23 protein-coding genes are annotated in these 25,148 nt (G+C 44.4%); 1 reads left to right on the top strand and 22 read right to left on the bottom strand.

Annotated features, from left to right (window positions below; all coding sequences use genetic code 11):
- Positions 1–21: 21 nt before the first annotated feature.
- The 9 genes from AC3ITG_RS15245 to AC3ITG_RS15205 form a co-directional block, all read right to left on the bottom strand.
- Complete coding sequence (locus tag AC3ITG_RS15245) at positions 22–909, bottom strand: carbohydrate ABC transporter permease (protein WP_163754563.1); 888 nt, start codon at positions 907–909, stop codon at positions 22–24.
- 10 nt (positions 910–919) lie between these two features.
- The gene (locus AC3ITG_RS15240; RefSeq protein ID WP_163754780.1) at positions 920–1,861 is read right to left on the bottom strand and encodes an ABC transporter permease; all 942 of its coding nucleotides are present in this window, start codon (positions 1,859–1,861) and stop codon (positions 920–922) included.
- Positions 1,862–1,973: 112 nt separating this feature from the next.
- On the bottom strand, positions 1,974–3,611 hold the full coding sequence (locus tag AC3ITG_RS15235; RefSeq protein WP_489254245.1) for an extracellular solute-binding protein: 1,638 nt from the start codon (positions 3,609–3,611) through the stop codon (positions 1,974–1,976).
- 217 nt (positions 3,612–3,828) lie between these two features.
- Positions 3,829–5,481, bottom strand: coding sequence for a sensor histidine kinase (locus tag AC3ITG_RS15230; RefSeq protein WP_489254244.1), 1,653 nt, complete (start codon positions 5,479–5,481; stop codon positions 3,829–3,831).
- Positions 5,450–6,205 carry a response regulator transcription factor gene (locus AC3ITG_RS15225; RefSeq protein ID WP_413378639.1) on the bottom strand — a complete coding sequence of 252 codons (756 nt, stop codon included), beginning with the start codon at positions 6,203–6,205 and terminating at the stop codon, positions 5,450–5,452. Before AC3ITG_RS15225 ends, AC3ITG_RS15230 begins: the two co-directional genes overlap by 32 nt.
- 224 nt (positions 6,206–6,429) lie before the next feature.
- Positions 6,430–7,311 carry a carbohydrate ABC transporter permease gene (locus tag AC3ITG_RS15220; protein ID WP_413378637.1) on the bottom strand — a complete coding sequence of 294 codons (882 nt, stop codon included), beginning with the start codon at positions 7,309–7,311 and terminating at the stop codon, positions 6,430–6,432.
- 15 nt (positions 7,312–7,326) lie between these two features.
- Positions 7,327–8,217, bottom strand: a complete 891-nt coding sequence (locus AC3ITG_RS15215) for a carbohydrate ABC transporter permease (protein ID WP_413378635.1) — start codon at positions 8,215–8,217, stop codon at positions 7,327–7,329.
- Between the two features lie 52 nt (positions 8,218–8,269).
- Complete coding sequence (locus AC3ITG_RS15210; protein ID WP_489254243.1) at positions 8,270–9,544, bottom strand: ABC transporter substrate-binding protein; 1,275 nt, start codon at positions 9,542–9,544, stop codon at positions 8,270–8,272.
- An 85-nt stretch (positions 9,545–9,629) separates the two neighbouring features.
- Positions 9,630–10,508, bottom strand: coding sequence for an AraC family transcriptional regulator (locus AC3ITG_RS15205; RefSeq protein WP_413378629.1), 879 nt, complete (start codon positions 10,506–10,508; stop codon positions 9,630–9,632).
- Positions 10,509–11,161: 653 nt separating this feature from the next.
- On the opposite strand from AC3ITG_RS15205, the gene metE reads away from it, so the two are divergent.
- Entirely contained in the window at positions 11,162–13,453 is a 2,292-nt protein-coding gene (gene metE, locus AC3ITG_RS15200) for a 5-methyltetrahydropteroyltriglutamate--homocysteine S-methyltransferase (RefSeq protein ID WP_489254242.1), read from the top strand.
- A 78-nt stretch (positions 13,454–13,531) separates the two neighbouring features.
- Here metE and AC3ITG_RS15195 read toward each other — a convergent pair whose 3' ends face one another.
- From AC3ITG_RS15195 to AC3ITG_RS15135, 13 genes are all read right to left on the bottom strand, one after another.
- A complete protein-coding gene (locus AC3ITG_RS15195) occupies positions 13,532–13,744 on the bottom strand; it encodes an alpha/beta hydrolase fold domain-containing protein (protein WP_489254241.1) in 213 nt (70 codons plus the stop codon).
- Positions 13,708–14,250, bottom strand: coding sequence for an alpha/beta hydrolase fold domain-containing protein (locus AC3ITG_RS15190; RefSeq protein WP_489254471.1), 543 nt, complete (start codon positions 14,248–14,250; stop codon positions 13,708–13,710). The genes AC3ITG_RS15195 and AC3ITG_RS15190 overlap by 37 nt, the downstream gene beginning before the upstream one ends.
- A 292-nt stretch (positions 14,251–14,542) precedes the next feature.
- Entirely contained in the window at positions 14,543–15,157 is a 615-nt protein-coding gene (locus AC3ITG_RS15185) for a TetR/AcrR family transcriptional regulator (RefSeq protein WP_489254240.1), read from the bottom strand.
- Between the two features lie 138 nt (positions 15,158–15,295).
- Positions 15,296–16,348 (bottom strand): D-alanine--D-serine ligase VanG, encoded by a 1,053-nt coding sequence (vanG, locus tag AC3ITG_RS15180; protein ID WP_489254239.1) that lies wholly within the window; start codon positions 16,346–16,348, stop codon positions 15,296–15,298.
- A 54-nt stretch (positions 16,349–16,402) separates the two neighbouring features.
- A complete protein-coding gene (locus AC3ITG_RS15175) occupies positions 16,403–17,209 on the bottom strand; it encodes a D-alanyl-D-alanine carboxypeptidase family protein (protein ID WP_489254238.1) in 807 nt (268 codons plus the stop codon).
- Positions 17,175–18,329, bottom strand: coding sequence for an alanine racemase (gene alr, locus AC3ITG_RS15170; protein WP_489254237.1), 1,155 nt, complete (start codon positions 18,327–18,329; stop codon positions 17,175–17,177). Before alr ends, AC3ITG_RS15175 begins: the two co-directional genes overlap by 35 nt.
- Before the next feature lie 252 nt (positions 18,330–18,581).
- Positions 18,582–19,433, bottom strand: coding sequence for a hypothetical protein (locus tag AC3ITG_RS15165; protein WP_489254236.1), 852 nt, complete (start codon positions 19,431–19,433; stop codon positions 18,582–18,584).
- Positions 19,430–19,936 (bottom strand): sigma-70 family RNA polymerase sigma factor, encoded by a 507-nt coding sequence (locus AC3ITG_RS15160; protein WP_489254235.1) that lies wholly within the window; start codon positions 19,934–19,936, stop codon positions 19,430–19,432. Before AC3ITG_RS15160 ends, AC3ITG_RS15165 begins: the two co-directional genes overlap by 4 nt.
- 254 nt (positions 19,937–20,190) lie before the next feature.
- The gene (locus AC3ITG_RS15155; protein WP_489254234.1) at positions 20,191–21,552 is read right to left on the bottom strand and encodes an LLM class flavin-dependent oxidoreductase; all 1,362 of its coding nucleotides are present in this window, start codon (positions 21,550–21,552) and stop codon (positions 20,191–20,193) included.
- A 32-nt stretch (positions 21,553–21,584) separates the two neighbouring features.
- A complete protein-coding gene (locus tag AC3ITG_RS15150) occupies positions 21,585–22,397 on the bottom strand; it encodes an ABC transporter permease (protein WP_489254233.1) in 813 nt (270 codons plus the stop codon).
- Positions 22,394–23,239, bottom strand: a complete 846-nt coding sequence (locus tag AC3ITG_RS15145; protein ID WP_413379657.1) for an ABC transporter permease — start codon at positions 23,237–23,239, stop codon at positions 22,394–22,396. Before AC3ITG_RS15145 ends, AC3ITG_RS15150 begins: the two co-directional genes overlap by 4 nt.
- 42 nt (positions 23,240–23,281) lie before the next feature.
- Positions 23,282–24,292: an aliphatic sulfonate ABC transporter substrate-binding protein gene (locus AC3ITG_RS15140; RefSeq protein WP_489254232.1), complete on the bottom strand. Its 1,011-nt coding sequence runs from the start codon at positions 24,290–24,292 to the stop codon at positions 23,282–23,284.
- Positions 24,293–24,346: 54 nt separating this feature from the next.
- Positions 24,347–25,123, bottom strand: coding sequence for an ABC transporter ATP-binding protein (locus AC3ITG_RS15135; RefSeq protein WP_489254231.1), 777 nt, complete (start codon positions 25,121–25,123; stop codon positions 24,347–24,349).
- Between the last annotated feature and the right edge of the window lie 25 nt (positions 25,124–25,148).

The raw sequence follows: 25,148 nt of genomic DNA, 5'->3' as shown, positions 1-25,148 counted from the left end.
TAATGATGCTGATAGCCAGAACTATTCCTTCACGGCCCCCAGAACGATTCCGTGGATTAGATAACGTTGCAGAAAAGGATAAATCAGCAGAATGGGAATCATGGACACCAGAATTTTGGCAGAATTCAACGTCGTATTGGAGATTTTGTTAAACTGCTGCAGCTGTTCGACTGAAAGATTCTGCATCTGATCCCGTGTGAGGCTGAGCTGCTGCAGATAGGTCTGGAGCGGTATTTTGGAGCTGTCGTTAATCAGAATGATTCCGTCAAAGAAATTGTTCCAGTGCCCGACAATGACAAACAGCATGATCGTTGCCAGGCTCGGCATGGAAATGGGGATGAAAATTTTGAGCAGAATTTTAAGCGGACTGGCACCGTCAATGAATGCGGCCTCCTCCAATTCCTTTGGAATTCCCTTGAAGAAGTTCATGAGGAGAATTACATTAAAGACAGGAACTGCCCCCGGCAAAACTAGCGCCCAAATACTGTTGATCAATCCCAACTTGCTGATGACCATATACCAGGGTACGATTCCGCCGCTGAACAGCATTGTAAACACAATAATCCACATATATGTGTTTCTCGATCTGAATTGTGTGACGCTTCGTGACAACGGATAGGCCATGAGAATAGTCAAAAACATATTGATTGCTCCTCCAAGCACCACCCGCTCGACCGAGATCAGAAAAGCCTTCCAAAACTTCGTATCATTCAGAATCTGGCCATACGATGAGAAATTCAGCTCCACTGGAAAAAAATAGACGCGCCCTGCATTAACAGCCGTACTGCTGCTGACGGACACCATAATGGTATTGACAATCGGCGCCAAGGACATGAACGTAATCAGAATTAACGCAAACATAATCAACAGGCGGGATAGCCTGGAGCCGAGTGATTTGGATTGAATCATGCTAACCCTCCTAGAAAATTCTGTACCCCGCATACCTCGAAGCCAGTCTGTAGGAAATCACGATCAGAACAAAGCTGATCACCGATTTCATCAGTCCAATCGCTGTTGCAAAGGAATATTGCATGTTGATCAGACCCATACGGTACACAAAAGTATCGATAATATCGCCCGTTTCATATACCAGCGGATTATACAGGTTAAACACCTGATCAAAACCCGCATTCAGTACATTACCAAGACTCAGCGTACCCAGCAGGATAATCGTCGGGAACATACCCGGCAGCGTGATATTCAGCGTCTGTTTCCAACGACTTGCGCCGTCCATTGCGGCAGATTCGTACAATGCAGGATTAATTGCCGTTAATGCAGCCAGATAGACTATCGTCCCATAGCCAAATTCCTTCCACGTATCCGTCACAATGAGCAGCGGCCTGAACCAGTCATTACTTGCCAAGAACATAATTCGCTCCAGTCCGAGAAACTCAAGGAAGTTGTTCACCATGCCATCGAAGGAAAAGATCATGGTCAGCATCGTGCCCAGAACTACCCAGGACATAAAATGCGGCAAATAGACGATGGTTTGAATCGTACTCTTGAATACTTTCAGACGCACCTCATTTAACAGCAGAGCGAATACGATGGGTACAATCAACCCTAGAGCAATCTTTCCAACTGCGATGACCAATGTATTAATGAAAATCTGCTTCGCGTCCGGGAGTTGAAACATATACGTGAAATTGGATATCCCTGCCCATTTGGACCCGAATATTCCTTTGGCAGGAATGAACTTTTGGAATGCCATCACAACCCCGAACATCGGTACAATTGAGAAAATGAACAGCATGATCATGCCAGGCAGCAGCATAAAATGATAGGTCATTTCATCAAAAGTTTTACGTTTCTTTTTCCTCCCGTAACGCACTTCCCGCTCTTGATTAACGGTTGTTTCCATTTGAGCCATTGTCCTTTCCACCTCCATCATGTGCCTAATTGGACAGGCTTTATCGGCGAAAGCCCGTGCGAAAGTCCACGATTAGGCTTCCGCACCTAAGCTCACGCAATCGTCATCTTTTGCTCATCTCGTTAACTTCTTCTGTAATCTCATCGCCACCCGTACGTTTCCAAGTGTCGACAAACTTATCGAATTCATCTACAGGCGCTTCCCCCATAATGATCTTGAGCATGGTTTCCTCTTCTAGCTTCTGCAGATTCGCCCACTTCAGCTTCATCGTCTCAGTTGTTCCATAAAAGCCTGCGGTGATCACTTCCAGGTTCGGATTGTTCGCCTCACGCTGCCCTTCGATCCGGGAGAGGTATTCACCGTAGGTGTTTGCATCAATCGCATTTCCTTTCTCTTTGAATTCCTGATAGGCCTTGAAAGAAACCACTCGGTCTTCCTGAACAGCAGAAGCATCACCTGCCTCATCTGCTTTGATCAGATCATCGTAATAACGCTTGAGTACATCATCATAATCCACTTGCATCGGAATCTGGGTAGGATCATTATTCCAGCGGCTTGCATCGGTCAGCAACTCGTCAAGATGCTCTTTCTTGTAATTGATTGCGTCTTCCGTTAAGGAGTACAGAAAATCCGTTGTTAAATTGACTGATTTCATGATCGCTTCAGGATGCGCAAAGTCCTTCTTCACAACGACGATGCCGCCGCCCACCGGATCTTGCCGGATCGTCTTGAACTTGCCATTCTCATCTACTGGTGCAGATACGGCAACCCAGACTGCTTCAGGATCTTGTTTAATGGAATCCTTGTAGTTGGTGTAGCCGATCCACCATGGATTAAATACCATTCCTGCCTGTCCGTTGATAACTAGGGCTTCCTTCTCTTCGTTCGACCGGACAGCAAACTGTTTATCAATCAAACCTTCTTTATACATGGCGCTCAGTTCTGTCAGCGCTTGTTTTACTTCAGGCTGAACAGATCCATATTCAACCTGACCGTCTTTCTGTATCCAGTTCATGGGAAAGGCACCGTGCGCAGCAAAGATTGGCGTAAAGTTCATCGCATTCGAATCCATGACCATGCCTACCGTCTTGCCTGTTCCCGAGACATCCTTCTCTACAAATGTTCTCGCCAGATTCCATACATCCTCGACAGATTCCGGCAGCTTCGCGCCTACTTTATCCACCCAGTCCTTCCGGACCCACAGCAATTGATGCTGGTTTCCGATATTCGTCATAGGCAGACCCATGATCTTACCGTCCACCTTTACCTGATTCAACAGCAAATCTCCGTAGGAACCATAGATATTTTTAACACCCTCGGATGCTGTCTTCTCGTATACCTCTGTCATGTCGGCAATGAGATCGTTATCCACCAGTTGATTAAATATTTCACGGCTGACAAGCATTACATCCGGCAGGTCGCCTGTCGTCATCGAGAGTGACAGCTTCTGATCCATATCATCTGTTTCCCAAGCTACCTTGGCCTTGACATTCACCCGGTCTTCTACATAGCGTGTAGCCAGATTGTTTTCAATGGTATCGCCTGCAGGCAGGTTGTTCACATGATTGGTATTTCGACCAATCGTAAATTCCACGGGTGTCTCATATTTACCATAAGGTTCATAGTCCTGCTCTGAAATTTGCGGTTGTGCGCTCTCGTTATTGCCTCCGGTACAGCCACTGATTACAGCCAACATCATGCTTCCGATCAGCAGCGTAGCCATCTTACTGCGCTTCTTCATCCTGTCATCCCCTTTATCTGATTTGCTTTTGATAACCAAATTGTATGCGTTTTCATAATTGGCGTATATGCCACATTTTTCGGATATGTAACACTTTTTTTATGACCTCCAATTTACTTTATTTCTCTGTAAAAAAAATTTATAACAGTAACAAATAGCGGTTGCCACAGCAACCGCTTTAGTACTAACGCTATGTTTTTAATATAATTACACGCAATCATGTGGCAGGAAGGACGATTGACACTTCCGTTCCGCTGCCTGGCTCACTATGAATAACAAGTCCGTAACCCCGACCATAATACAGCTTAATTCGGTCATTAACGTTCCGAACACCACATCCGCCGTTCTCTCCTGTTAACAACCCTGCGGTCTGTACAGGCGTCATGCCAACACCATTATCACGAACGGTTAATTTAATCCCCTCTTCCACCCGGTTAACCCCAATGTGAATGTGGCAATCGGATGCATCTGCTTCCACAAAACCATGCTTAATGGCATTCTCCACAATTGGCTGCAAAATAAAATGAATCACCTCGGTATGTAATACCTCGTCATTGATATGGTAATCCACATCAAATCGACCATCGTTCATGATGAGCTGCAAATCCAGATACGCCTTAATATGCTGTACCTCAGCCTCAATGGTGGCCATATTCTTCCCCTGGTTTAGTGTTGTTCTATAGAAACGGGCTAATGCGGATACCATATAACTCGTTTCTATATCTGCCCTTTTCTCGGCCCTCCAGCGTATAAATGAAAGTGTATTATACAGGAAGTGAGGGTTGATCTGACTAATCAACTTGTTATACTCACTTTCCTTCTTTGCAATTTCGGCGTGATACACCTGGGAGATCAGGCTGTTGATCCTTGTCAGCATTTTACCGATACCGTTAGTCAACTCACCAAATTCATCCCTGGATGAACTTCGGATAATTACATCCAGATTGTTCCGCTCCACCTTGTCCACTTTGTTCTTGATATGGATAATTCTTTGCGTAAAGTTATTAGAAATGACATAAATGAGCAGGAAGGTAATAATCAGGCTGAGGATGATGACAAACAGCGTAATTTGAAAAATACTCATTGCATTGGCGTACGCATTGGTATTCAGCAGATTATAGTGAATCGTCCAGCCGTTGTTGGCGAGCGGGCGACTTAGACGCAGATCACCAGACTTCCCAACCTTCGATTCTGCGGCCACAGCAGCACGCTCGTGGTTTTCCTGGAATATCACATGCTGCTTCGCGTCCTCAATATGAACAGCTACATGTTCCGACAGATTGTCCAGATCTGCAAAGATGCTATCATGCTGAATGGAGATCACCATAAAATTGCTGTCTTTTGGGTTGCTGATCAGTTCCTGAACGAGAAAAAGCTTCTCCCCATCCACAATCCAGCGCCTGCCTCGAAATCCGTCATACCAAGCCTTACTCTTGAGATCCCCAATTGGCAAAATATTATTGCGGATTCCCAATAACTCCCCGGATGTATAAAAGGTAATGCCTTCAATATCATCGTCCATCAGCCGGATGTTCGAGATCAATGGCTCCAGAATGTCCCGGAAATCCAGGTACATATTATAATAATTTTCCTCGTAGTCTTTCGTAAATATTTGCGATAAGTCCCGATTAAGCACCATGAACTCACTTAGCGTATTGTAGCGATTAATCTTATAATCCATAATGTTGGCCACCTGCTCCAGACTCGCTTCAGCTTCGCTCCGCAACTCCTTCATTTGAATACGGTAGGACTGTATGAAGGAGAGCAGTCCCAGCAGAAGGATCGGAATGAGTGCAATCACCAAATGGGATAACAGCAGCTTGTTTCGGAACCTGATATCATTGAATTTGCTCTTGATCCATCCGATCATGAAGCACCCCGCACTCTCTGAACTGTAACGGACTGACGCCGAACCTGTTTCTGAACAGCTTCGCAAAATAAGAATGATTGTCGATGCCAACGGCCCCTGCAATATCATTGATTTTCATATTCGAATGAGCGAGCAGATGGCTTGCGCGCCGCAAACGGTAATCGGTCAAATATTTCGAGAAGTTCTCCCCAGTCTCTTTTTTAAACAAAATGCTCAAATACCCTGGAGATAGATAAACATCGTGGGCTGCCTCGGATAATGAAATATCTCTCTGATGGTTATCCTTCACATAATCCTTCACCTGTCGAATGACCTTCGATTCCACGGATTCCGGTTCGGGACCTCCGGCATGAGCACGGATCTGCGTAATATCTTCCATCACCTGTAGAAACTCTTCCCTGACCAGTGGCTTGAGCAAATAATTAACTACACCCAGCCGAATTGCACTGCGGGCATATTCAAATTCATCATAACCGCTGCAGATGACAATCTTTATATTCTGCTGCGTTTTCCTGGCTTGTTTGCTAAGCTCTAGTCCATCCATGAGAGGCATTTTGACGTCGGTGATGAGGATATCAATTGCGTTCTGAACCAGAATTCGCTCTGCGCTCTTCCCGTTCTCGGCTTCCAATACTTGAAAGGGAAAGCCGTAGTGAGAGATCAAATCCTTAATGCCTTCTCTTTGTACGCACTCATCGTCAACAACAAGAACATTAAACATCATGACATCTCCTTTGCAAGTGAAAGTGAAGGAAAAGATACGGCGGTATATTTTTTTCCATGGTATGCCAGTCATATCGTAGTATATCATAGATTTTGGAAAGGCTTTCAAAATGGTATTCCGCCACTTTTCAAGCATCGATGTCCGTGATTTAAGTGCCAGCGACATAGAAATATCATGTAAAACAACAAAAAGCCGCCAAAAAGGCGACTATTTCCGTACACATGCTATCCTTTAACCGCACCTAATGCAACGCTGCCTATAATTTGTCTGGAGAATATCGCAAAAACAATGATAATAGGCAAGATCGAGATCGCAACACCCAAATACAACAGTCCGTAATCCATTCCATAATATCCTTGCACCAGCGCAACGAGTACCGGAAGCGGGTATTTATCCAGGGAGAAGAACAGGACCAGCGGCGTGAGAAAATTATTCCACGAACCGATAAAGGTGAATATGCCAAGGGCCGAGATGGCCGGGCCCAGAATGGGCAAGACAATCTGATTGAACGTACGGAACTCCCCTGCACTATCTACACGTGCAGATTCAATAATTTCGTCTGGAATACTGCTTTCCATAAATTGTTTGATAAAAAATACATTAAATGCATTCGCCGCTGCAGGCAAAATGATCGCTGCATAGCTGTCCAGCAAGCCTAACGTACTGAACAGACGATACATCCCGATCAGTGCGAGCTGCCCAGGCACCATCATGGTAGCAAGCAAAAACAGGAATAGCCAGTTGCGTCCTTTGAATTTGAACTTGGCGAAGCCATATGCCGTCAGGGAACCGATATACAAGGATAGCACCGTAGACGTTCCGGCAATGAAAAAGCTGTTGGCAAACCCGCGCCAGATATTGATTTTGGAAGCCATGTTCGTATAATTATCCAACAGGAAGGGTCCGGGCAGAAACGTAAATGTCGATGCAATCGTTGCATTATTATGTGTAGAATAGATGAGCATGAGATAAAATGGAATGATACAGATCACGGCAAGGCTAATCAAACACAGATAAATAATGACTTTGCCCAGTGTCAGACGCCTCGCAGAATCGTATTGCTGTAGAATGACTTTTTGTTGTTCGACTGGTTTGACGGTTTGCATTTCATTTCCCCCTCCCTATGCACGGCTCTTGCGCTTCGTCATCATGAAGGATACGACCGATAGCAGGATAATGATGATGAACAGACAGAATGCAATCGCCGCCCCATAACCAAAACGTGTACTTTGGAATGCCACATTATACAGATACATAATACTCGTCATGGCTGCACGATCCGGACCACCCGTTCCATTCGTCAATGTAAACGGCTGATCGAAAATCTGAATACCCCCAATAATGGACGTGATCATCTGAAACAGAATGATTGGGCGGAGCATTGGAACGATGATATGAATGAAAATATGTTTCTTTTTCGCCCCATCCATTTGAGCGGCTTCCTGCAGAGCGGGATCAATACCCTGAAGCCCTGCCAGATAGATGACCATGGAGTAACCAAAGTATTGAAAGAACAGGATGGATGAAACGATCAATCGCATAAACCAGGGATCATTTTTCCAGTTAATTGGATCATCGATGATTCCAACTTGAACCAAAAAATGATTTAAACCGCCAGATTGCCAATCAAAGATCAGACTTACAAGCAGACCCAATGATGCAGCGGTAACGATGTTGGGAAAGAAATAAACTGCTCTGAAAATATCTCTTCCCTTAAGTAACTTGTCGTTGAGAATAAAGGCGAGTACAAGCGAAACGGTAAGTTGTGGGACTACAGAGACACCCCAGATAAAAAGAGTATTAAATAACGTCTTGTAGAACAAAGGATCTTGCAGAACAGCAATATAGTTACCCATTCCGACGAAGTCCGGCGTAGTAATCCCATCAAAGTTGGTGAAGCTGATATAGAGAGAATACAGAATGGGGTATAGCCCAAAAATGGCGAAAAGAATGAAAAACGGAGCAATGAAATAGTATCCGTAATGGTCTTTGCGGATTGACTTGGCAAACATAATTTGTACCCCCAGTCATCGGATGATTAAAAGGCATTCGCTTACTTCTAAGCTAATCCACTTCCAGCTCCGGAAATCTCAATTTGACATCACGATTGATTCGTTTTACGGCTTCTTCTTTGGTCTGAATGTCATTATTGAGATACAACTGGAGTACATTTTTGAAGATATCATTGTTAATGATTGAATCATATTTGGTTCGCTCATATACAGGAACCTGCTTGGCTGCTTCCGAGAAAAACTCAAAATGCTTCTGCCCTCCCAAATATGCTGAAGATACGGAGCCCGCAAGCTGATCATTAACGACCATGTTGCTTGTGAAATAGTCCTGTTCCTTCGCCAGCCCAGACAGAAAATCATGATTAAAGTTATAAAACTCAATAAACTTCCAGGCCAGACCCTTTTTGTCACTTTTGCTGTACATCGCAATATAAGTTCCACCGGCACTAAAAGCGGATGGCCCCGGCGCGAGACCCCACAATCCTTCGGTATCCGGAGCGTTCGCCTTAAAGGTGTATTGCAACGCCCAGGTTGCTCCCGGATAGAACATTACTTGGCCTTTTTGCATCGAAGCGGCATATCCGGCGCTACCATCATCCAACTCTGCAAGCACATGCCGCTGACGGGCTTCACGAACAAGGTCAAGCACCTTCATATAGGTGGGATCGATGACTAACTTCCCATCCTTAACCCAAGGGATACCATCATATGAATTGGATATCGCATTCCAGTTGGCAAGAGCATGAACTTTATTTCCACTTCGCTTCTCTACCTTCTCTCCAATCTCGAATATCTTCTCCCATGTATCAATTTGCGGTGCTACCTTCTCCGGATCATCCGTACCCAAATATTCTTTGGCCAAATCTCTCCGATAATAAATGCCTCCAGGCGTTCCCTGATAACCGATCGCTCTAACATTTCCTTCGCTATCCTTCTCATTGGCCTGCACAAAAGCATATTGCTCTGTAATTAGTTCATTGGCGTTATACGGTGCCTCCGATAAATTCTCCAGGTAAGGCACATCAATCAGCTCTCTTATATTTGCATTCTCGATCATAAACACATCCGGAGCCTTAGACGTTGTCTGTAGTGCAGACTTAAGCTTGGTGATGTAGAAATTGCCCGGAATATTGACAAAGTTCACCTTAATGTCAGGATATTTCTCCTCGAATTTCTCAATGGCATAACCCGCTTCATCCGTAAAACTCCAGATGGTGATCTCCTCCTGCTTGGACTGGTTGGCTCCACTTGGCTGGCAGCTGGACACCATTATCACTGCACTTACCAGTGCAATCATGGAGATATATTTAAGCTTAAACTTCTTCATGGGCCCCCTCCTTCAAAAAGGAAACGCTTACAATTTATTAGAGTATATGGATTTTGGAGAAGGCTTTCTCCCCAAATATTGTGAATCATCCTTCATATGTTGTGATATTTGTACGATGCTTCTTACGAAATTCAGACGGAGTGCAGTCATTATATTTTTTGAAAAGTCGGTTGTATGAGTTCACATTGTTGAATCCATGACCAATGGCAATATCCAGAATGGATTCTTCCCGAAACAGTAGGGCCCACTCCGATTTGATTATTCGAAAATGATTCAGGTATTCCATCAGTGTGATTCCTTTAATTTCTTTAAACAATTTACATACGTGAAACTTGCTGAATTTAATGTGCTCCGCGACCTGATCCAATTTGATGGGTTCAGCATAGTGCTCCTCCAGGTATTCACAGACCGATTCGAGAAATTCAAATTTTTTGGAAGGTGTACATGGCCATCCTGAAGTTAATTCCTCGGTAATCGGTGCCTTTGTGCGCAGCATATGAACGATGAGATCATATAATCTGGCAACCATTAACCAGCGATATCCCGCCTGTTGATCTTTCTCTTCATTTACTAAGGCATCTATATATTTCCCAAGATTTTTCTCATTACAAGGGTTGGACGGGATGACCGTCGTTTTATTGAAAAGCTCACCGAGATCATGGGTTTCTTTTTCGCTTGTGAAGCTTCCCGTTAATAATTCCAGCCGAAACAGGATAATGGTTAAATGATCTGTACCTGGCAAGAAACAGTGAATGTCTCCCGGTTTAATAAGCAGCACGTCTCCATGTTCAAGGTCAACTACATGGTTATTGACGCCAATTCTCGCGCTTTTCCCATTGACTACAACCAATTCAACCTCTTCATGCCAGTGTGCGGCAAAGTTAAACTGTTCCTCGGTATGAATTACCTTGATTGGAAAACCTCCTGTCATATGACCTGTTTCAAGAAAAGTAGGTACACCCATCAAATCACCCTTTCCACATTTTCCAGTTCAACAATGATCTATATAAATTGAACTAAAGAATATTTACACTTGCCACTCCGATAACAGAACAACCTTCCGATCGCTGTTATCCCCAGATTTTTTGGATTCCCTTTTTCAAAGGGGAAAATCCGGGGATAAAGGCGAGGTGTATGCTTCCGATGCAGCTTTCTTTCAGAAAGCTTTTAGCTCCGCTTCTTCAGGTTATTTCTGTCCTCTACGTTCTCCTGTAAATGTTTAGTTCAATTCATCTAGTTATCATTATTATGCATCAAGTATAGTTGTCCCTTCTAATCGAGATAAAAAAACGATTGGACAAACGAAAAGAGCTCCCCAACATTTGTTAAGGAGCCTCTATTATGAGCCTATCTTCTTTACAACCGGCAGCGCACATGCACGCCATCATAAGTCAAATGAAGAAAATCGGATTCTTTATTGCCACGACCTCTCCCTTCCTAAATCAAACGTCATTATAGACTAACACGTTCCAGTAACACAGCCTCTATCGACAGTGGTGTTCTAAACATTTGGGGTTATAGCTATAGGCTATAGCTAGATATAACTTAATGGAATTACATTATAACTCCGGATATGTGATAACTTTTTGGTAACATATTGTAGAGGAGTTTTACGTCATGGCAAAAAGCAGTGTATTGGGATATCCACGAATTGGTGCGGATCGGGAATGGAAGAAAGCCTTGGAGGCATTCTGGTCAGGCAAGCTCGAAGAAACAGAATTCCAAGCAAGATTGCAGGAGATTCGGTTAGATCACCTGCGCAAGCAGCAAGAAAAAGGCATCGATCTTATTCCTGTCAATGATTTCAGTTACTATGATCACATTCTGGATACTGCCGTTATGTTCGGAATTGTTCCAAAACGGTTTGCATATGACGGTGGCGCTGTACCTTTGTCCGTCTATTACGGAATTGCTCGGGGAACAAAAGATGCAGCAGCAAGTGAAATGACAAAATGGTTTAACACGAACTATCACTATATCGTGCCTGAACTGGACGGTGCTTCCCCTGCTCTTACGGAAAATAAACCCCTTATTGCTTATCGTGAAGCCAAAGAGAAGCTCGGTATTGAAGGCAAACCGGTTCTTGTAGGACCGTTGACCTTCCTGAAGCTGTCCAAAGGATATGATAAATCCGAAACAAACGCTTGGCTGGACCGTCTGCTTCCGCTCTATGTACAAGTGCTCCAGGAGCTTGCAAACGAAGGTGTTCAGTGGGTACAGATTGACGAGCCAATCCTCGTTACCAAAACAAGTGATGCTGACCTACAGTTGCTGAACAAAATTTATGAGACGTTTGCTGCTGCTGTACCAGGTCTGAACATTATGCTGCAAACCTATTTTGAATCCGTAGAGAACTATAGCAACATTGTTGCCCTACCGGTTCAAGGTATCGGACTTGATTTTGTACACGGAGCTACTGGTAACATTCAGTCCATTCAAGCGTCCGGTTTCCCAGCGGATAAAGTTTTGGGTGCTGGGGTTATTGACGGCCGCGGAATCTGGAAAGCCTCTTTGCCAGGAAAACTGAAGCTGTTGGATGAACTGGCTGAACTCGTAACACCTGAACGTTTATTCGTGCAATCCTCATGCAGCTTGCTTCATGTTCCGGTAACGACAGAGCGTGAAACTAAACTCACATCCGAACTAAAAAATGCTCTGGCATTTGCAGATGAAAAGTTGGACGAGATCGTTCTTCTGACGAAAGCATTGTCTTCAAGAAACGCTGAAATCATCGCTGAAATTGAAAATTCCGATCGTACGATCCAGGCTCTCCAGCAATCCGAAGAGCGCAATCGTGTTGCTGTTCAAGAAGCCGTGGCATCACTCAGCGTTCAACAGCCGGAACGTTCCCATCCGTTTGCCGAGCGTCATATCGCGCAGCAGGACAAATGGAAATTGCCACTTTTCCCAACAACGACCATCGGCAGCTTCCCACAATCGGCAGAAGTACGTAAAGCACGTCAATTGTGGCGTAAGGGTGAGTTAAACAATGAGCAGTATGCGGCCTTCATCCGGGATCAAATTGATATCTGGATCAAAATTCAGGAAGAGATCGAGATCGATGTTCTCGTACATGGTGAGTTTGAGCGTACCGACATGGTAGAGTTCTTTGGCGAAAAACTTGCAGGGTTTGCCTTCACACAATTTGGATGGGTACAATCATACGGTTCCCGTTGCGTAAAACCACCAATTATTTTCGGAGACGTTGCATTTACCGGAGAAATGACCGTTGAAGAAACCAAATACGCACAGTCCCAGACACAACGTCCTGTAAAAGGTATGCTTACTGGACCGATCACTATCATGAACTGGTCATTTGTGCGTGAAGACATCCCGCGCGAGCATATCGCATATCAATTGGCGTATGCACTGAGACAAGAAGTCGAAGCGTTGGAACAAGCAGGTATTGGCATGATCCAGGTCGATGAGCCAGCAGTTCGCGAAGGACTGCCGTTGAAGGAAAACGAGCAAGCCGATTATCTGGCTTGGGCTGTCAAAGCTTTCCGTATTTCCACTTGCACGGTTCAAGATACGACTCAAATTCACACACATATGTGCTATTGCGAATTCCATGACATGATCGATTCCATCGAAGCGATGGATGCCGATGTTATTTCGATCGAGACATCCCGCAGTCACGGTGAACTGATTCACAGCTTTGAGTTGAACACTTATAAACTGGGCATTGGACTTGGCGTATACGATATCCATAGCCCACGTGTTCCAAGTGTGGATGAAATGACGAGCATGATTGAACGCGCCTTGCGTGTATTGGACCCTAAATTGTTCTGGATTAATCCGGATTGCGGTCTCAAAACTCGTGGACTCGAAGAAACCGTTGCTTCCTTGCGCAACATGGTTGATGCAACCAAGATTGCTCGTGAAAAGCACGTTGCAGCAACGGTTTAAGTTGAATAGATAAAGAATTCAAGAATTCGTTTATAAAAGGCGGACATTCCTATGTTATGGAATGTCCGCCTTTTATTATCATCTTTTCGCTGTTTGCTCAGCAAAATAATGATCCACTGCATATTTAAATGATTGAATAAAAACTGAAACTGCCTTTTTACTCACTTCTGCATTGGGTTGAATGATATCAAAGCCATGAAAGCAGCCTTTGTAGAGCTCAAAATCGACATGTACACCTGCTTTTCTTAAGTTTTCTACATACTGAATCGTTTCGTCTCGAAACGGTTCCAAATCACCAACAAAAGTGACTGTCGGAGGAAGATTGCTGTAATCGGTAGCTCGGCAGCAGCCGCATAAGGAGGTACATCCTTCCCTGCCAATTCGCCAAGATACAATTTCCAAGCCCAAAGATTATAATCAGAGTTCCAAATTGGGGCATTATTGTCCTTAGCGGATTCTGTAATCATTCTGTCATCGATCATGGGATACAGCGGCATTTGAAATGCAATGTTCACTTCTCCCTTATCTCTGGCGTAGAGAGTAAGTGCAGCGGTTAAACCCCCTCCAGCGCTTTCTCCGCCTACCATGAGCTGATCCTCTCTAATCCCAAGTTCCTTCACATGGCTTTTCATCCATAAAAGGGTATCATAACAATCATTTAAAGCTGCTGGATAGGGAGCATCAATCGATAATTGATAATCCGGTGCAACGACTATACAATTCCCTGCATCAATTAATTTTTTGTAGGTTGCCCCGAATTGCTCCGGGTTTCCCATCGCATATCCCCCTCCATGTATCCAAAGAACACCTGGCGCTTTTCCTTGGGGATGTAGAGGTTTATAAATTCGAACACGTATCTTGGAACCATCACTTGTACGTGGTATCCACTCTTCACTACACTGTAAACCGTCGATGTCTTTCCCCGCTGTCGCATTCGATCTTTTTTTTGATTTTCCTCATCGAGTTAAGCCACTTTTCTTCATGAGAAGATTTCATTAATAAATCAATAAGTTTACCTTTCACTCTTAATTGTTTATCAATCATTTTAGTTGTAACTCTCATCGTGTTCCCCATCCTTTCGGGAGTTTTCTAAAATCCGGTTCGCAAGTAGTTGAACATGTCATCCAAATATTGATCCAACGTCATCTCCCCAGGAGAATCCGTTGTTGCTTGCCCTGGAAGTAGCACGTTGATACTTCCGTCGAATATCGCGAGGACAGCACCGTATACAGCCCCCGAAAGAAGATGGGAGTATCCTTGGGGATACCGTCCCTGGGATAAATCGGTTAATGTTTCCTGAGCCGTAGCTTGCAAACGAGAGAGCACGCTGAGAAGATAGGGTTCGAGCGTCGGGTACTGTTTGGAAAGCGATACGAGTTGACGCATTTTAGAAACATACTCTGCAGTTAGTGATCTCTTTATCAATACATATAAAGTATCCAACGGCAGTATGTTTTGTTGTGTAATTTCATTTAATGGCTCTTCATCGTAATGATCTGTTGTAAGTATTGCCGCCATGGCTATCGCTTCTTCTTTGCAGGAGAAATGATTGGCGAACGTTTTTCTGGAGTATCCGGCCCTTTGAACGAGATCATCGATAATGAATCCATCCAATCCCCGCTCAACCGCAAGTTCAAACGCTGAGCTGGACAGCGCTTTGGTGGTTGCCTCTCTTTTGATATCGCGCAAGCTTGGTTTATTCATCACTAAATGACGCACGCCCTTCTCTTACAATAGATTATGTCTTCATTCCTTCATGATAATATTATTACCCATTGTGTATTGTTACACAATGGGTAATCAAATATTTCTTTTTCAGTTTTATGTTCCATTCAACCGCTCTCAGTTCTCATCAATGGCGAGCTCTATGAGCTGGTTAAGAATATTTGCATAAGTCATGCCGCTAGCTTGGAGCATGTTAGGATAGCGGGAATTCGATGTGAAACCAGGTATCGTGTTGACTTCATTGAACACAATTCTTCCGTCAGTGGTCAGGAACATATCTACTCGCGCAAACCCTCTACACCCAAGCGTTTTATAAATAGTCAGAGCGCTCTCTTTAACCTTCATTTCAGTGTCATCATCAATGCGGGCTGGCAAGTGAATCTTCGAACTGATCAAGGAGTACTTTTCCGAGAAGTCAAAAAAGTGCCCCTGTAGTTCAATCTCATCAATTACGCCAATCATGGGATCAGAATTGCCCAATACAGCACATCCCACTTCAAAACCATTAATATTTTGCTCAATGACAACTTTGCTGTCGTGTATGAAGGCGTGTTCAATTCCGGTAATCAACTCTTGCATATTGTTCACCTTCGATATGCCTAATGACGATCCTGATCTAGCCGGCTTAACAAAGAGTGGGAAACCCAGTGCTTCTATTGCTGATAGCACTTCTTCCATCCGTTCACTCCTATGTATTGTAAGGGAACGCGGCGTATCTATGCCTGCTGCCTGCACCAGTTTATGAGCCAGTTCCTTGTCCATACATAACGCAGAGGATAACATGCCACATCCAACAAACGGTATGCCCGACAGTTCCAATAATCCTTGCAAGGTTCCATCCTCACCGTATTTGCCGTGAAGCACTGGAAATACAACATCAATCGTTGTTACATGATATTCTGTATGAACAAGCTCAATGAGTCCTTTGACTTCTCTGCTCGGTGAGAAAAAGGATGGGATACAACTCGGATGCAAATGCCATCGATCATTGCGAATATCCTCAACCGTTCCACTATATCTGAGCCAAGAACCTTGCTGTGTAATTCCAATTAACACAAGATTGTATTTTTCGGTATCCAGATTTTCAATCACTGAAGCGGCTGAGCTCAAAGATACGTTATACTCACCTGAACATCCGCCAAACAATACCGCAATCGACTTCTTCTGCATCGTAAAATCCTCCTAAAATGTGATATGAATCTAAATCATCCTTATTGCTATAATTTAATTTTTGGAGAAGGTCGTAACAATGAACCCTTCACGATTCGTTCCCGATATGCGATAAGAATCACAACTCAAGATCGGGATATGGCTAGATGTCCCTTTATCCGTGGGAACATAATATATCTGGATTGTCATGTCCTTTTCTTTAATCGTAAGCTGCTCTCCAGAGTACCGATATTGCTGTACAAAATCGATGTACTCCTCTAAACATAGATTGTTTTCTTCCATGATTTTGGAATGGGGATATCCTACATATCTAAAATGCCAGGGCTCATAAGCAATACGAGTGATTGATTCTTTTTCTTGTTTATATCGAAGGATAAAACCGAATTGTATGGCATGTTGTCTGAAGGACTTGTAAATGCCCGTGTCCGGAAAGGAAGGAGCAATAAAATCGATATTCGATTCCAATTTACCCACATCGATAGCCAACCCCGTTTGGTGTTCACTATGGTCAGGCAAGGCTACGTATTTGGAAGTATATTCCGAACCCTGTTCTATCAAACAATCTTGATAGATCTGGACTTGATCTTCTTTTGTTCGATATGCGCTGACGGCGACAATTTCATCCGTCCCCCCACAAGCTTTAAGCAGAGCATGAAATTGATTGAAACACTGCTTCTCCAGAAGCATCTCCTTATTTAACTTCTTTATTGAAGGCAAGGAATCCAATGACTCTAGTTGATTGACTTGTACTTGCCTTCTGATTGGGTTTTGATCATTTATTAACACTAAGTGCCCTTGAAATATTTCTTCGTTACTTACGCTAATTTCAATATGTTTTTGTTCGAGTTTCCGTGATTTCATGATGAACTTCCCCACCTTCTTTATAAATTCGTAACACTCTGTCCGTGATGGAACTCGTTATTTCTTGAGATACACCACCGATATGATTGGCCAGTGCTTGAATCGGAATTTCCCGCTCACCTGAATAGCCAATGAAGGTCACCTTTGATCCTTCCGGAAAATACATCGGAAGCTTGACCATCAATTGATCCATGGAGATTTTCCCTATAATTTCTGCACGATACCCTTCCACCAACACCTCTGTATTTTGCATTCTCTGCGACCATCCATCGGCATAGCCGATAGGCACTGTTCCGATCCATTGATCTGAGTCTGTTTGATAAGCATTGTTGTAGCCCACATATTCGCCTTTTTTTAATCCTTTCGTTTGCAATAATCTACTGTGTAAACTGAATGCTGGCTTTAGTTGGATGTTAGGTACTAGTTTTTCCGGATAAAAGCCATAGATTGCAGCTCCTATTCGAGCCATATCCATGCACAATTCCGGGAATCGAAGTGCTGCCACACTTCCCGCACAGTGATAATGATTGATTGGAATCCGTGACATACTGCTCCACTCTTTCATTTCCAGGAAGCGTTGAATCTGAAGCTGTAGATAACGGTTGTCTGCCTCACCTGCTGTCGCGAAATGGGTATAGAAACCGTCGACTACTACATCTGGTGCTCTGAGCCACGGAACCATTTCAAGCCACTCTTCTTTCGTGCGTATACCGATTCTCCCAAGTCCAGTATCCATTTTCACATGCACAGATAACCTATGCGGGGTATGAACAGGCTTGTATTTTCTCATCTCATGAAACCAAGACGCTTGTGTAACGGTAAGCATCAAATCATGTTCCAGAGCCAAAGGTACAAGTTCAGGACGAATCGGAGTCAAAATAAGAATCGGTTGTCTTAAGCCCGCATTCCTTAGACGGATGGCTTCTTCAATGAAGGCACACGCTAAATAATCCGCGCCTGCCTCTACTGCTTCTTTGGCCGTCTCGATATCTCCATGGCCGTATGCATTTGCTTTAACAACTGCCATTAGTTTGGTCGAACGTGGTAGAAATTTGCGGATCTCTATGACATTCTCGCGAATTTGCGTTAGATCTATTTCAGCCCAAGTATCTCGGTACATCCGAATGATCTCCTCAACCGAATAGATGGCTTGTTTTTACTTACTATTTTCAGTAGATCCGCATATGCACTTTTCATTGTTTGGCCTCCTAAAGGTGTGAATGTAGTGCGTTGAATTGTTTTAAGTGTATATTAGGGCTACTTCAGCTCCTATCGATCAAACTTACACAAAACTGACAACGATGTAAGATTACAGATTTGCAGATCTCATAGTTACAACAAAAAAAGCCTGCGCTAGGGCAGGCTTCTTCCATTATTGAGGATTTTCATTACTCATCCAGCTGTCGACATGCAGTGGTTCACTGTAGTCCTCCCGGTCAGTAAATTCTTTCAGGTGTTTCTCTGCATCTGCACGGTTATCGAAGGCACCCATAACGACGGTGAATTTCCCATTTTGGGTATGCACAACGCTGCTGCCATCGGCAGAATACTGTTCAGCCAACATGGCCAGTGCTTCGCCCTGCTCCATGTCTTCGCTACGGACAAAGAAAAGTTCATGCGATTGCGTTGACTTCCCGTCGGAAGAAAGCTTCAACTGAATATATCCAGGCTGCTGATACTCTGACACGGAATAATCCACATCATCTTTAAGTTCAACCACAAAGCCAATCGCGGAATCATCCAAAATGATATTTTGATAGACATCTTTTACATTCTTAAGTGCTTTAATATCCTTTTCCAGCTTGTCATAATCCAGATGACGCACCCCGTTGAAGGTGAAGATCAGGCGATTCGGACCTTCTTTGTGATCCACAGTGTAGGATGGAGCAGAATTGATCTGCTCACCATCGATCTGAAAATGGATGTTTAGTGTATCCGATTCTTTGGTCGTTGTAACCGATACACCATCTGTGCGCTCCCCGCCACCACCAACTTGCAGAATCTTGACGACAGAACCTATAACAGGTACGTCGGATAAAGCCTTGGCTACACCTGGTACGTTAGCTGTTATCATCACCGCAGCACAAGCAGCAACCAGGGATGAACTACGCCAGATCATCATTTTTCTTCGCTTTTGGTTTCGTGCACGCTGACGGGCTTGCTGAATAACTCCGGAAAGGCCGGATGGAATATTGATCTGTTCATATCGTTCTTTTCCTGTCATGTAAAATCAACCTCTTCCTTGGTCAGATGTTTTTTGAGTTTGTTTAAGATCTTATAGAACCTGGTCTTCACCGTGCTTTCCGGCAGGGAGAGTACCTCCGCCATATCCTTGAATCGCTGATCCTGGAAAAATTTCAAAACGATAAATGCCCTATCTTCGGGATGCAGGTGATCAAGTGCTTCGTATAAATCCCATTGCTCTTCAAGCCCCATGGAACTCTCTTCGGCTGCAAACGGTATTGTACTGTCTTCCATATACGTGTATTTCTTCTTTCGTCTGATGTGATCCAGAGAACAGTTGATGACGATCCGGGTCATCCAGGTTTCAAAATAATCAGGACTCTTCACTTTTTCATAAGATAGAAAACCTTTAAAAGAGGCTTCGGATATAATTTCCAATGCTTCCTGTTCATTTTTTACATAAGAGAACGCGAAGCGATAAAGCTTTTCTTTACATGCCTCCAGACGTTCACTGAACTGCTGTTCAGTTAGTGCTGTACTCACCTTGCTCAGTTTGTCCACCCCCGTTGCGACTGTATATTTTGATTATTGCCGCATTTTTAATAAAGCTTACTTTGTATGTTGTTTCGCATGTTAGACAGCTGAGAGTCGAAAATAGTTTTAAAGAAGATGAATTTTTTTATCTGGGAACAAGAACTTATATCGTCCCAAACGAAAAAAGCCGCCAATAGGCGACTTCTTTTCTCTTTCTTCATTAGGAAGACCAGCAATTGAAAATCAGACTGAAACAGGTGTTTTCATATTGTTATGGAGGTCTTATCTACCGATTTCTCTTTTTGAAAATGACTTATACCCGGGCGATCCAGCCCAAGATGATCACGAAGCGTTCTGCCCGTATAATCCGTGCGGAAGAGCCCCCGTGCTTGAAGAATCGGAACAACATGATCCACAAATTCATTCAAATCTCCCGGCAGAACAGGTGGCATGATGTTAAATCCATCGCAACCATATTCTTCAAACCATTGTTGCATCAAATCAGCCAGTTGTTCGTAGGTCCCGACAAACTGCATGTGCCCTCTTGCCCCTATCAGTCTCCGACCCAGTTCAAGAATGGACAGCTTATCTTGTCGGGCCATGTCCATAATCAGCTGTACCCGGCTTTTCATTCCATTGGAAGCTTCCACGGGATCTGGAATGTCAGGCAGCTGGCCTTCGACAGGATATTCGGAAAGGTCAAACTTAAGCATCCCGGATAACATACCTACTGCCGCTGCCGGAGGAATCAACTCCTGCAGCTCTTCATATTTTCGCTGAGCTTCCTCCTCCGTCTTACCCAAAATCGGTGATAAACCAGGCATTATTTTCATGCTGCCTTGTTCGCGTCCATATAGAGCGAGTTTGGATTTGACGTTATTGTAGAACTCTTTCGCAGCATTCAGAGATTGTTGGGCCGTGAAAATCACTTCACCGTAGTTGGCAGCAAAATCCTGTCCCGGTTCGGATGATCCGGCTTGGATGAGTACAGGGTATCCTTGCGGCGAACGAGGTACATTGATCGTACCTTGGGTGGAATACCACTGCCCTTTATATGAAACTTCCTTTAATTTAGATGGGTCCGCAAATAGTCCAGCCTGCCGATCCACAATTAATGATTGATCTTCCCAACTATCCCAGAGCAGAGTGGCTACTTCGACAAATTCCCGCGCCATTTTATATCGAAGCCCATGCTCAGGATGCTCTGTTCGTCCATAGTTATTTGCTTCAACATCCAATTGGGAGGTCACGATGTTCCATCCAGCGCGTCCTTCACTGATATGGTCCAATGTGGCAAATTTTCGAGCTACGTTATACGGCTCGTTATAGGTAGTCGACACCGTGGCGGTCAAACCCAGCTTTTCCGTATCTGTAGCCAATGCGGACAGGAGCGTTAGCGGGTCCAGCATCCCTGCTGCCGATTGATCAGCGCCCATTACATAGAGAAGATCAGCCAGAAACATCATATCAAACTTCCCACGTTCAGCCGTCTGTGCGATGGATCGGTAAAATTTATAATCAAAAATCTGTTCAGCTCCTGAATCCGAGCGGCGCCAGCCATAGTGATGATGACCTGTATAATAAATGAATGCCCCTAGATGAAGCTGCTCTTGTCTAGTCCCCATATATATCTTCCCTTCTTGATTCCATTTTTGGATTATCCCTTGAACGTATCTCGCCAGCGGAGCCATCTGTCTTCAAGCAGCCGGACAGCCGAATCCGAGAGCTTGCCTACAACCGCAAAGACTACAATACCGACAAATACAATATCCGTTTGTGAGTATGCACGGGCATCCTGTATCATGTAGCCGACGCCTGCACTGGTTCCCATCATTTCAGCAACAACAAGGACTAGCCACGCCGCGCCCAGAGACAGTCTCACTCCAAGCAGAATATTAGGAAGTGCCGCAGGGATAACGAGCTTGCCAAGTAGCTCCCATCTTGAATACTGGTAAATCCGGGAGACTTCAATCAGCTTCATATCAACATTTCGTATACCGAGAAATGTATTCACATAAACAGGAAAAAACGCGCCTAGCGAGATCATTAAAATTTTCGAAAACTCTCCTACACCAAACCATAAAATGAATAATGGAATGAGGGAAAGGAGCGGGATCATCCGCAGCATTTGTAATGAGGGGTCAAGTGTGCGCTCCGCCAATTTCCCAAGCCCTGTGGATAGACCAAGCATGAGCCCCGCAGCTGTTCCGAGCAGAAAACCCAAGCCGGCTCGATAGGAGCTGATCCCGAGGTGTTCCAGCAACTCGCCGTTCAAGATTAGACGAAGGAACTGCTCTGCAATCTTGGAAGGGGCAGGTAGCATCGTCGCTGAAACCAGTTGAAGGGCAGAAGCCAATTCCCAGATGAGGAGAATAACCAACGGAATAATCCACCCGTGAAGACGACCCGGAATCCTGATCAGCCAGTCTCCTGCTCGTTCAGTTTGTTTACCAATCTCCAGCTTGCTCATTTTGCTTCTTCTCCTTTAAAACCGTCTTGCCACCGTAGCGCTCTCGCTTCCAGAAGCTTAATGATGGAATCCGACAGTTTGCCCACGACAGCAAAAACAATGATTCCCACAAACACTACGGTGGTGAGTGAGAACGATCTAGCATCATTGATCAGGTATCCCAAGCCTGCACTAGAACCCATCAATTCGGCAACGACCAGACCCAACCAGGCGACACTGACGGATAAACGTATCCCCAGAAAGATATTCGGCAGAGATGCTGGAAGAATTAACTTCGTGATCATCTGCCATTTGCTGAATTGCAGCACCTTTCCTACATCAAATAGCTTGCTGTCAACGGATCGGATACCCAGAAAAGTATTAACATACAGCGGAAAGAAAGCGCCTTTGGCTATCAGCAGCAATTTCGAAGTTTCACCGAAACCGAACCACAAAATGAACAAGGGGGCAATGGCCAAGTGAGGCAGCGTCCGCAGCATTTGAAAGGAGGGGTCCAGCAGTCGCTCTGTCTTGTAAGAAAATCCGACCCATAACCCCATCGTGAGACCAAGACCGCCTCCGATTAGAAAACCAAGCAGAGCTCTCCACGTCGATATTCCCAAATGCTTCACAAGTTCACCCGTCTCCGTCATGCTGACAAGCTCTTTCCATATGCTGCTTGGCGTTGGAAGCAGAACCGGGTTCAAATATCCCATAGCCCCGGCTACCTCCCACACGATTAACAGAGCCACCGGAACGATAAGCCCTAGTACCATATTGCTAGCTCTTAAGTAAAGTTTTCGCCTCTTAACCGAGTTCTTCTTTTGAATTAAAGGCGGAATAACCGCCTTTTCCGCACGCATTTGCATGTAGTGAACGCCTCTCTTCTATAGGGGTCATTATGTTTATTTCAGTGGATCCTTGAGAGCTGCGTCGATATATTGATTGTCCGTTATAGTTTTGATCACAACCTGATTTCGAATGTTCTTCATTCGGTATTGGAAATCCGCTGTTTGCTGCATTTCATCTACAATGTTTTCATTAACTGACGTGTTAATCATGCGGGAACGTTCGAATGTCCCACTAATAACACTGGCAGGAACGTTACGTTCAGCTGCATATCTGTCGATCGCTTCGGTTTCATGCTCGCTTTCCCACTTCAATGCTTTATTAACTACCTTCAAGTACAGAGTCACAAGCTCTGGATGCTCCTCTGCAAAATCAGATCCCGCGATCGTAAACGAAGGGGACAATACGCCAAGCTGCTCTCCGTCGGACAACACCTTTCCTTTTCCCGTTAAGGTATTGAGAGTAATGTAAGGGTCCCATGTCGCCCAGGCATCCACACTGCCGGTTTCAAACGCAGACTGTGTCTCGTCTGGCTGTAGCTGAATGATTTCAAAATCTTTATCCGTTAGACCGGACTTCTCCAAACCACGGTATAGAAAGTTATATGCATTGCTTCCTTTTGTAACGGCAATCTTCTTGCCTTTCAGGTCACTAAGGGACTGGGCGGTACTACCGGCAGGTACAATAATTGCAACGTTATTTTTTCCGTCCAGAACTTGCGATACGATTTTAAAAGGAATATTCGCAGCTTGTGCTGCGATAATTGGCATGTTCCCCAGGCTGGCGATATCCAGCTTATTGGAAGCAATAGCCTCTGTCATGGGCGGTCCACTCTGAAACTCTATCCATTCCACTTTGGCTCCTGTTTTTTCAAATTCTTGTTCAAACCATTTTTCTTCGCGTGCTTTACCGAATAAGCCACCACTTCCCTGAATCCCGATTTTGACGGTTACATTTTGGCTCGTGCCTGAACCACTTGCGTTATCATTTGAGTTTTTTGATGCACAAGCCATTGTCAACAGAGACAACGCGAGCACCATAACAAGAACTAGATGAGATTTTTTCATATAAACCACTCTCCCTTTAATATGCTGTACATTCTTCTTATACTATGGACAACGCTATATACCGCCGCCTACGTCATATAAAGGCTCATCGACTTTTTCGAACTCATTTAATACCAGTCTCCGCATCTCCTGAAATGCACTGCCTGATCTTTTTCGGGGAAAAGGTAAGTCAATCGAAAGAATACTCCGAATATGACCTGGACGCGGATTCATAATGACGACTCGTTCCCCTAGGAAGACGGCTTCATCGAGATCATGGGTTACAAACAGCATTGTTGTTCCATTGCGTTGCCAAATATCAAGCAGTACTTCCTGCAAATGAGACCGAGTAAATGCGTCGAGCGCTCCAAAAGGCTCATCCAGCAACAATACATCCGGGTTACGCAGCAAAGCTCTGGCAATGGCGACGCGCTGTGCCATACCTCCCGACAATTCACGAGGGTATGATTTTTCAAACCCTTTTAAACGGACGAGTTCAATCAGTTCCTCCACCTTTCGGCGGACATTCGGATCTCTAAGAGAGAGATTGGCTGCAATGTTTTTCTCCACCGTTAACCACGGAAACAGCCGGGGCTCCTGAAAAATGAATCCTTTCTCTATGCTGGGGCCTTTAATAGGTTTACCGTTGAGCAAGACGGTTCCCGTATACTGCGTATCTAAGCCAGCCACAATTTTAAGCAAAGTGCTTTTCCCGCATCCGCTCGGACCAATGATGGTTACTAATTCCCCTTTTCGAACGTTGAGCTGAATGTTGTTTAGTGCGATGATTTCACCAACAGGGGCGACAAACGTTTTGTTCAGGTCGCTGATCATAAGCATATCCGCAGACATTAAAGACACCCTTTCGCATTTAATC

The organism is Paenibacillus sp. GL_099_B (genome assembly GCF_057835695.1).
The sequence above is the reverse complement of the archived record's forward strand: the minus strand, read 5'-3'. Positions and strand labels throughout refer to the sequence as shown.

Coding starts and splice junctions, on each gene's coding strand:
- AC3ITG_RS15245 (WP_163754563.1), bottom strand. CDS start 909: ATGATTCAATCCAAATCACTCGGCTCCAGGCTATCCCGCCTGTTGATT.
- AC3ITG_RS15240 (WP_163754780.1), bottom strand. CDS start 1,861: ATGGAAACAACCGTTAATCAAGAGCGGGAAGTGCGTTACGGGAGGAAA.
- AC3ITG_RS15235 (WP_489254245.1), bottom strand. CDS start 3,611: ATGAAGAAGCGCAGTAAGATGGCTACGCTGCTGATCGGAAGCATGATG.
- AC3ITG_RS15230 (WP_489254244.1), bottom strand. CDS start 5,481: ATGATCGGATGGATCAAGAGCAAATTCAATGATATCAGGTTCCGAAAC.
- AC3ITG_RS15225 (WP_413378639.1), bottom strand. CDS start 6,205: ATGATGTTTAATGTTCTTGTTGTTGACGATGAGTGCGTACAAAGAGAA.
- AC3ITG_RS15220 (WP_413378637.1), bottom strand. CDS start 7,311: ATGCAAACCGTCAAACCAGTCGAACAACAAAAAGTCATTCTACAGCAA.
- AC3ITG_RS15215 (WP_413378635.1), bottom strand. CDS start 8,217: ATGTTTGCCAAGTCAATCCGCAAAGACCATTACGGATACTATTTCATT.
- AC3ITG_RS15210 (WP_489254243.1), bottom strand. CDS start 9,544: ATGAAGAAGTTTAAGCTTAAATATATCTCCATGATTGCACTGGTAAGT.
- AC3ITG_RS15205 (WP_413378629.1), bottom strand. CDS start 10,508: ATGGGTGTACCTACTTTTCTTGAAACAGGTCATATGACAGGAGGTTTT.
- metE (WP_489254242.1), top strand. CDS start 11,162: ATGGCAAAAAGCAGTGTATTGGGATATCCACGAATTGGTGCGGATCGG.
- AC3ITG_RS15185 (WP_489254240.1), bottom strand. CDS start 15,157: ATGAATAAACCAAGCTTGCGCGATATCAAAAGAGAGGCAACCACCAAA.
- vanG (WP_489254239.1), bottom strand. CDS start 16,348: ATGCAGAAGAAGTCGATTGCGGTATTGTTTGGCGGATGTTCAGGTGAG.
- AC3ITG_RS15175 (WP_489254238.1), bottom strand. CDS start 17,209: ATGAAATCACGGAAACTCGAACAAAAACATATTGAAATTAGCGTAAGT.
- alr (WP_489254237.1), bottom strand. CDS start 18,329: ATGTACCGAGATACTTGGGCTGAAATAGATCTAACGCAAATTCGCGAG.
- AC3ITG_RS15165 (WP_489254236.1), bottom strand. CDS start 19,433: ATGACAGGAAAAGAACGATATGAACAGATCAATATTCCATCCGGCCTT.
- AC3ITG_RS15155 (WP_489254234.1), bottom strand. CDS start 21,552: ATGGGGACTAGACAAGAGCAGCTTCATCTAGGGGCATTCATTTATTAT.
- AC3ITG_RS15150 (WP_489254233.1), bottom strand. CDS start 22,397: ATGAGCAAGCTGGAGATTGGTAAACAAACTGAACGAGCAGGAGACTGG.
- AC3ITG_RS15145 (WP_413379657.1), bottom strand. CDS start 23,239: ATGCGTGCGGAAAAGGCGGTTATTCCGCCTTTAATTCAAAAGAAGAAC.
- AC3ITG_RS15140 (WP_489254232.1), bottom strand. CDS start 24,292: ATGAAAAAATCTCATCTAGTTCTTGTTATGGTGCTCGCGTTGTCTCTG.
- AC3ITG_RS15135 (WP_489254231.1), bottom strand. CDS start 25,123: ATGTCTGCGGATATGCTTATGATCAGCGACCTGAACAAAACGTTTGTC.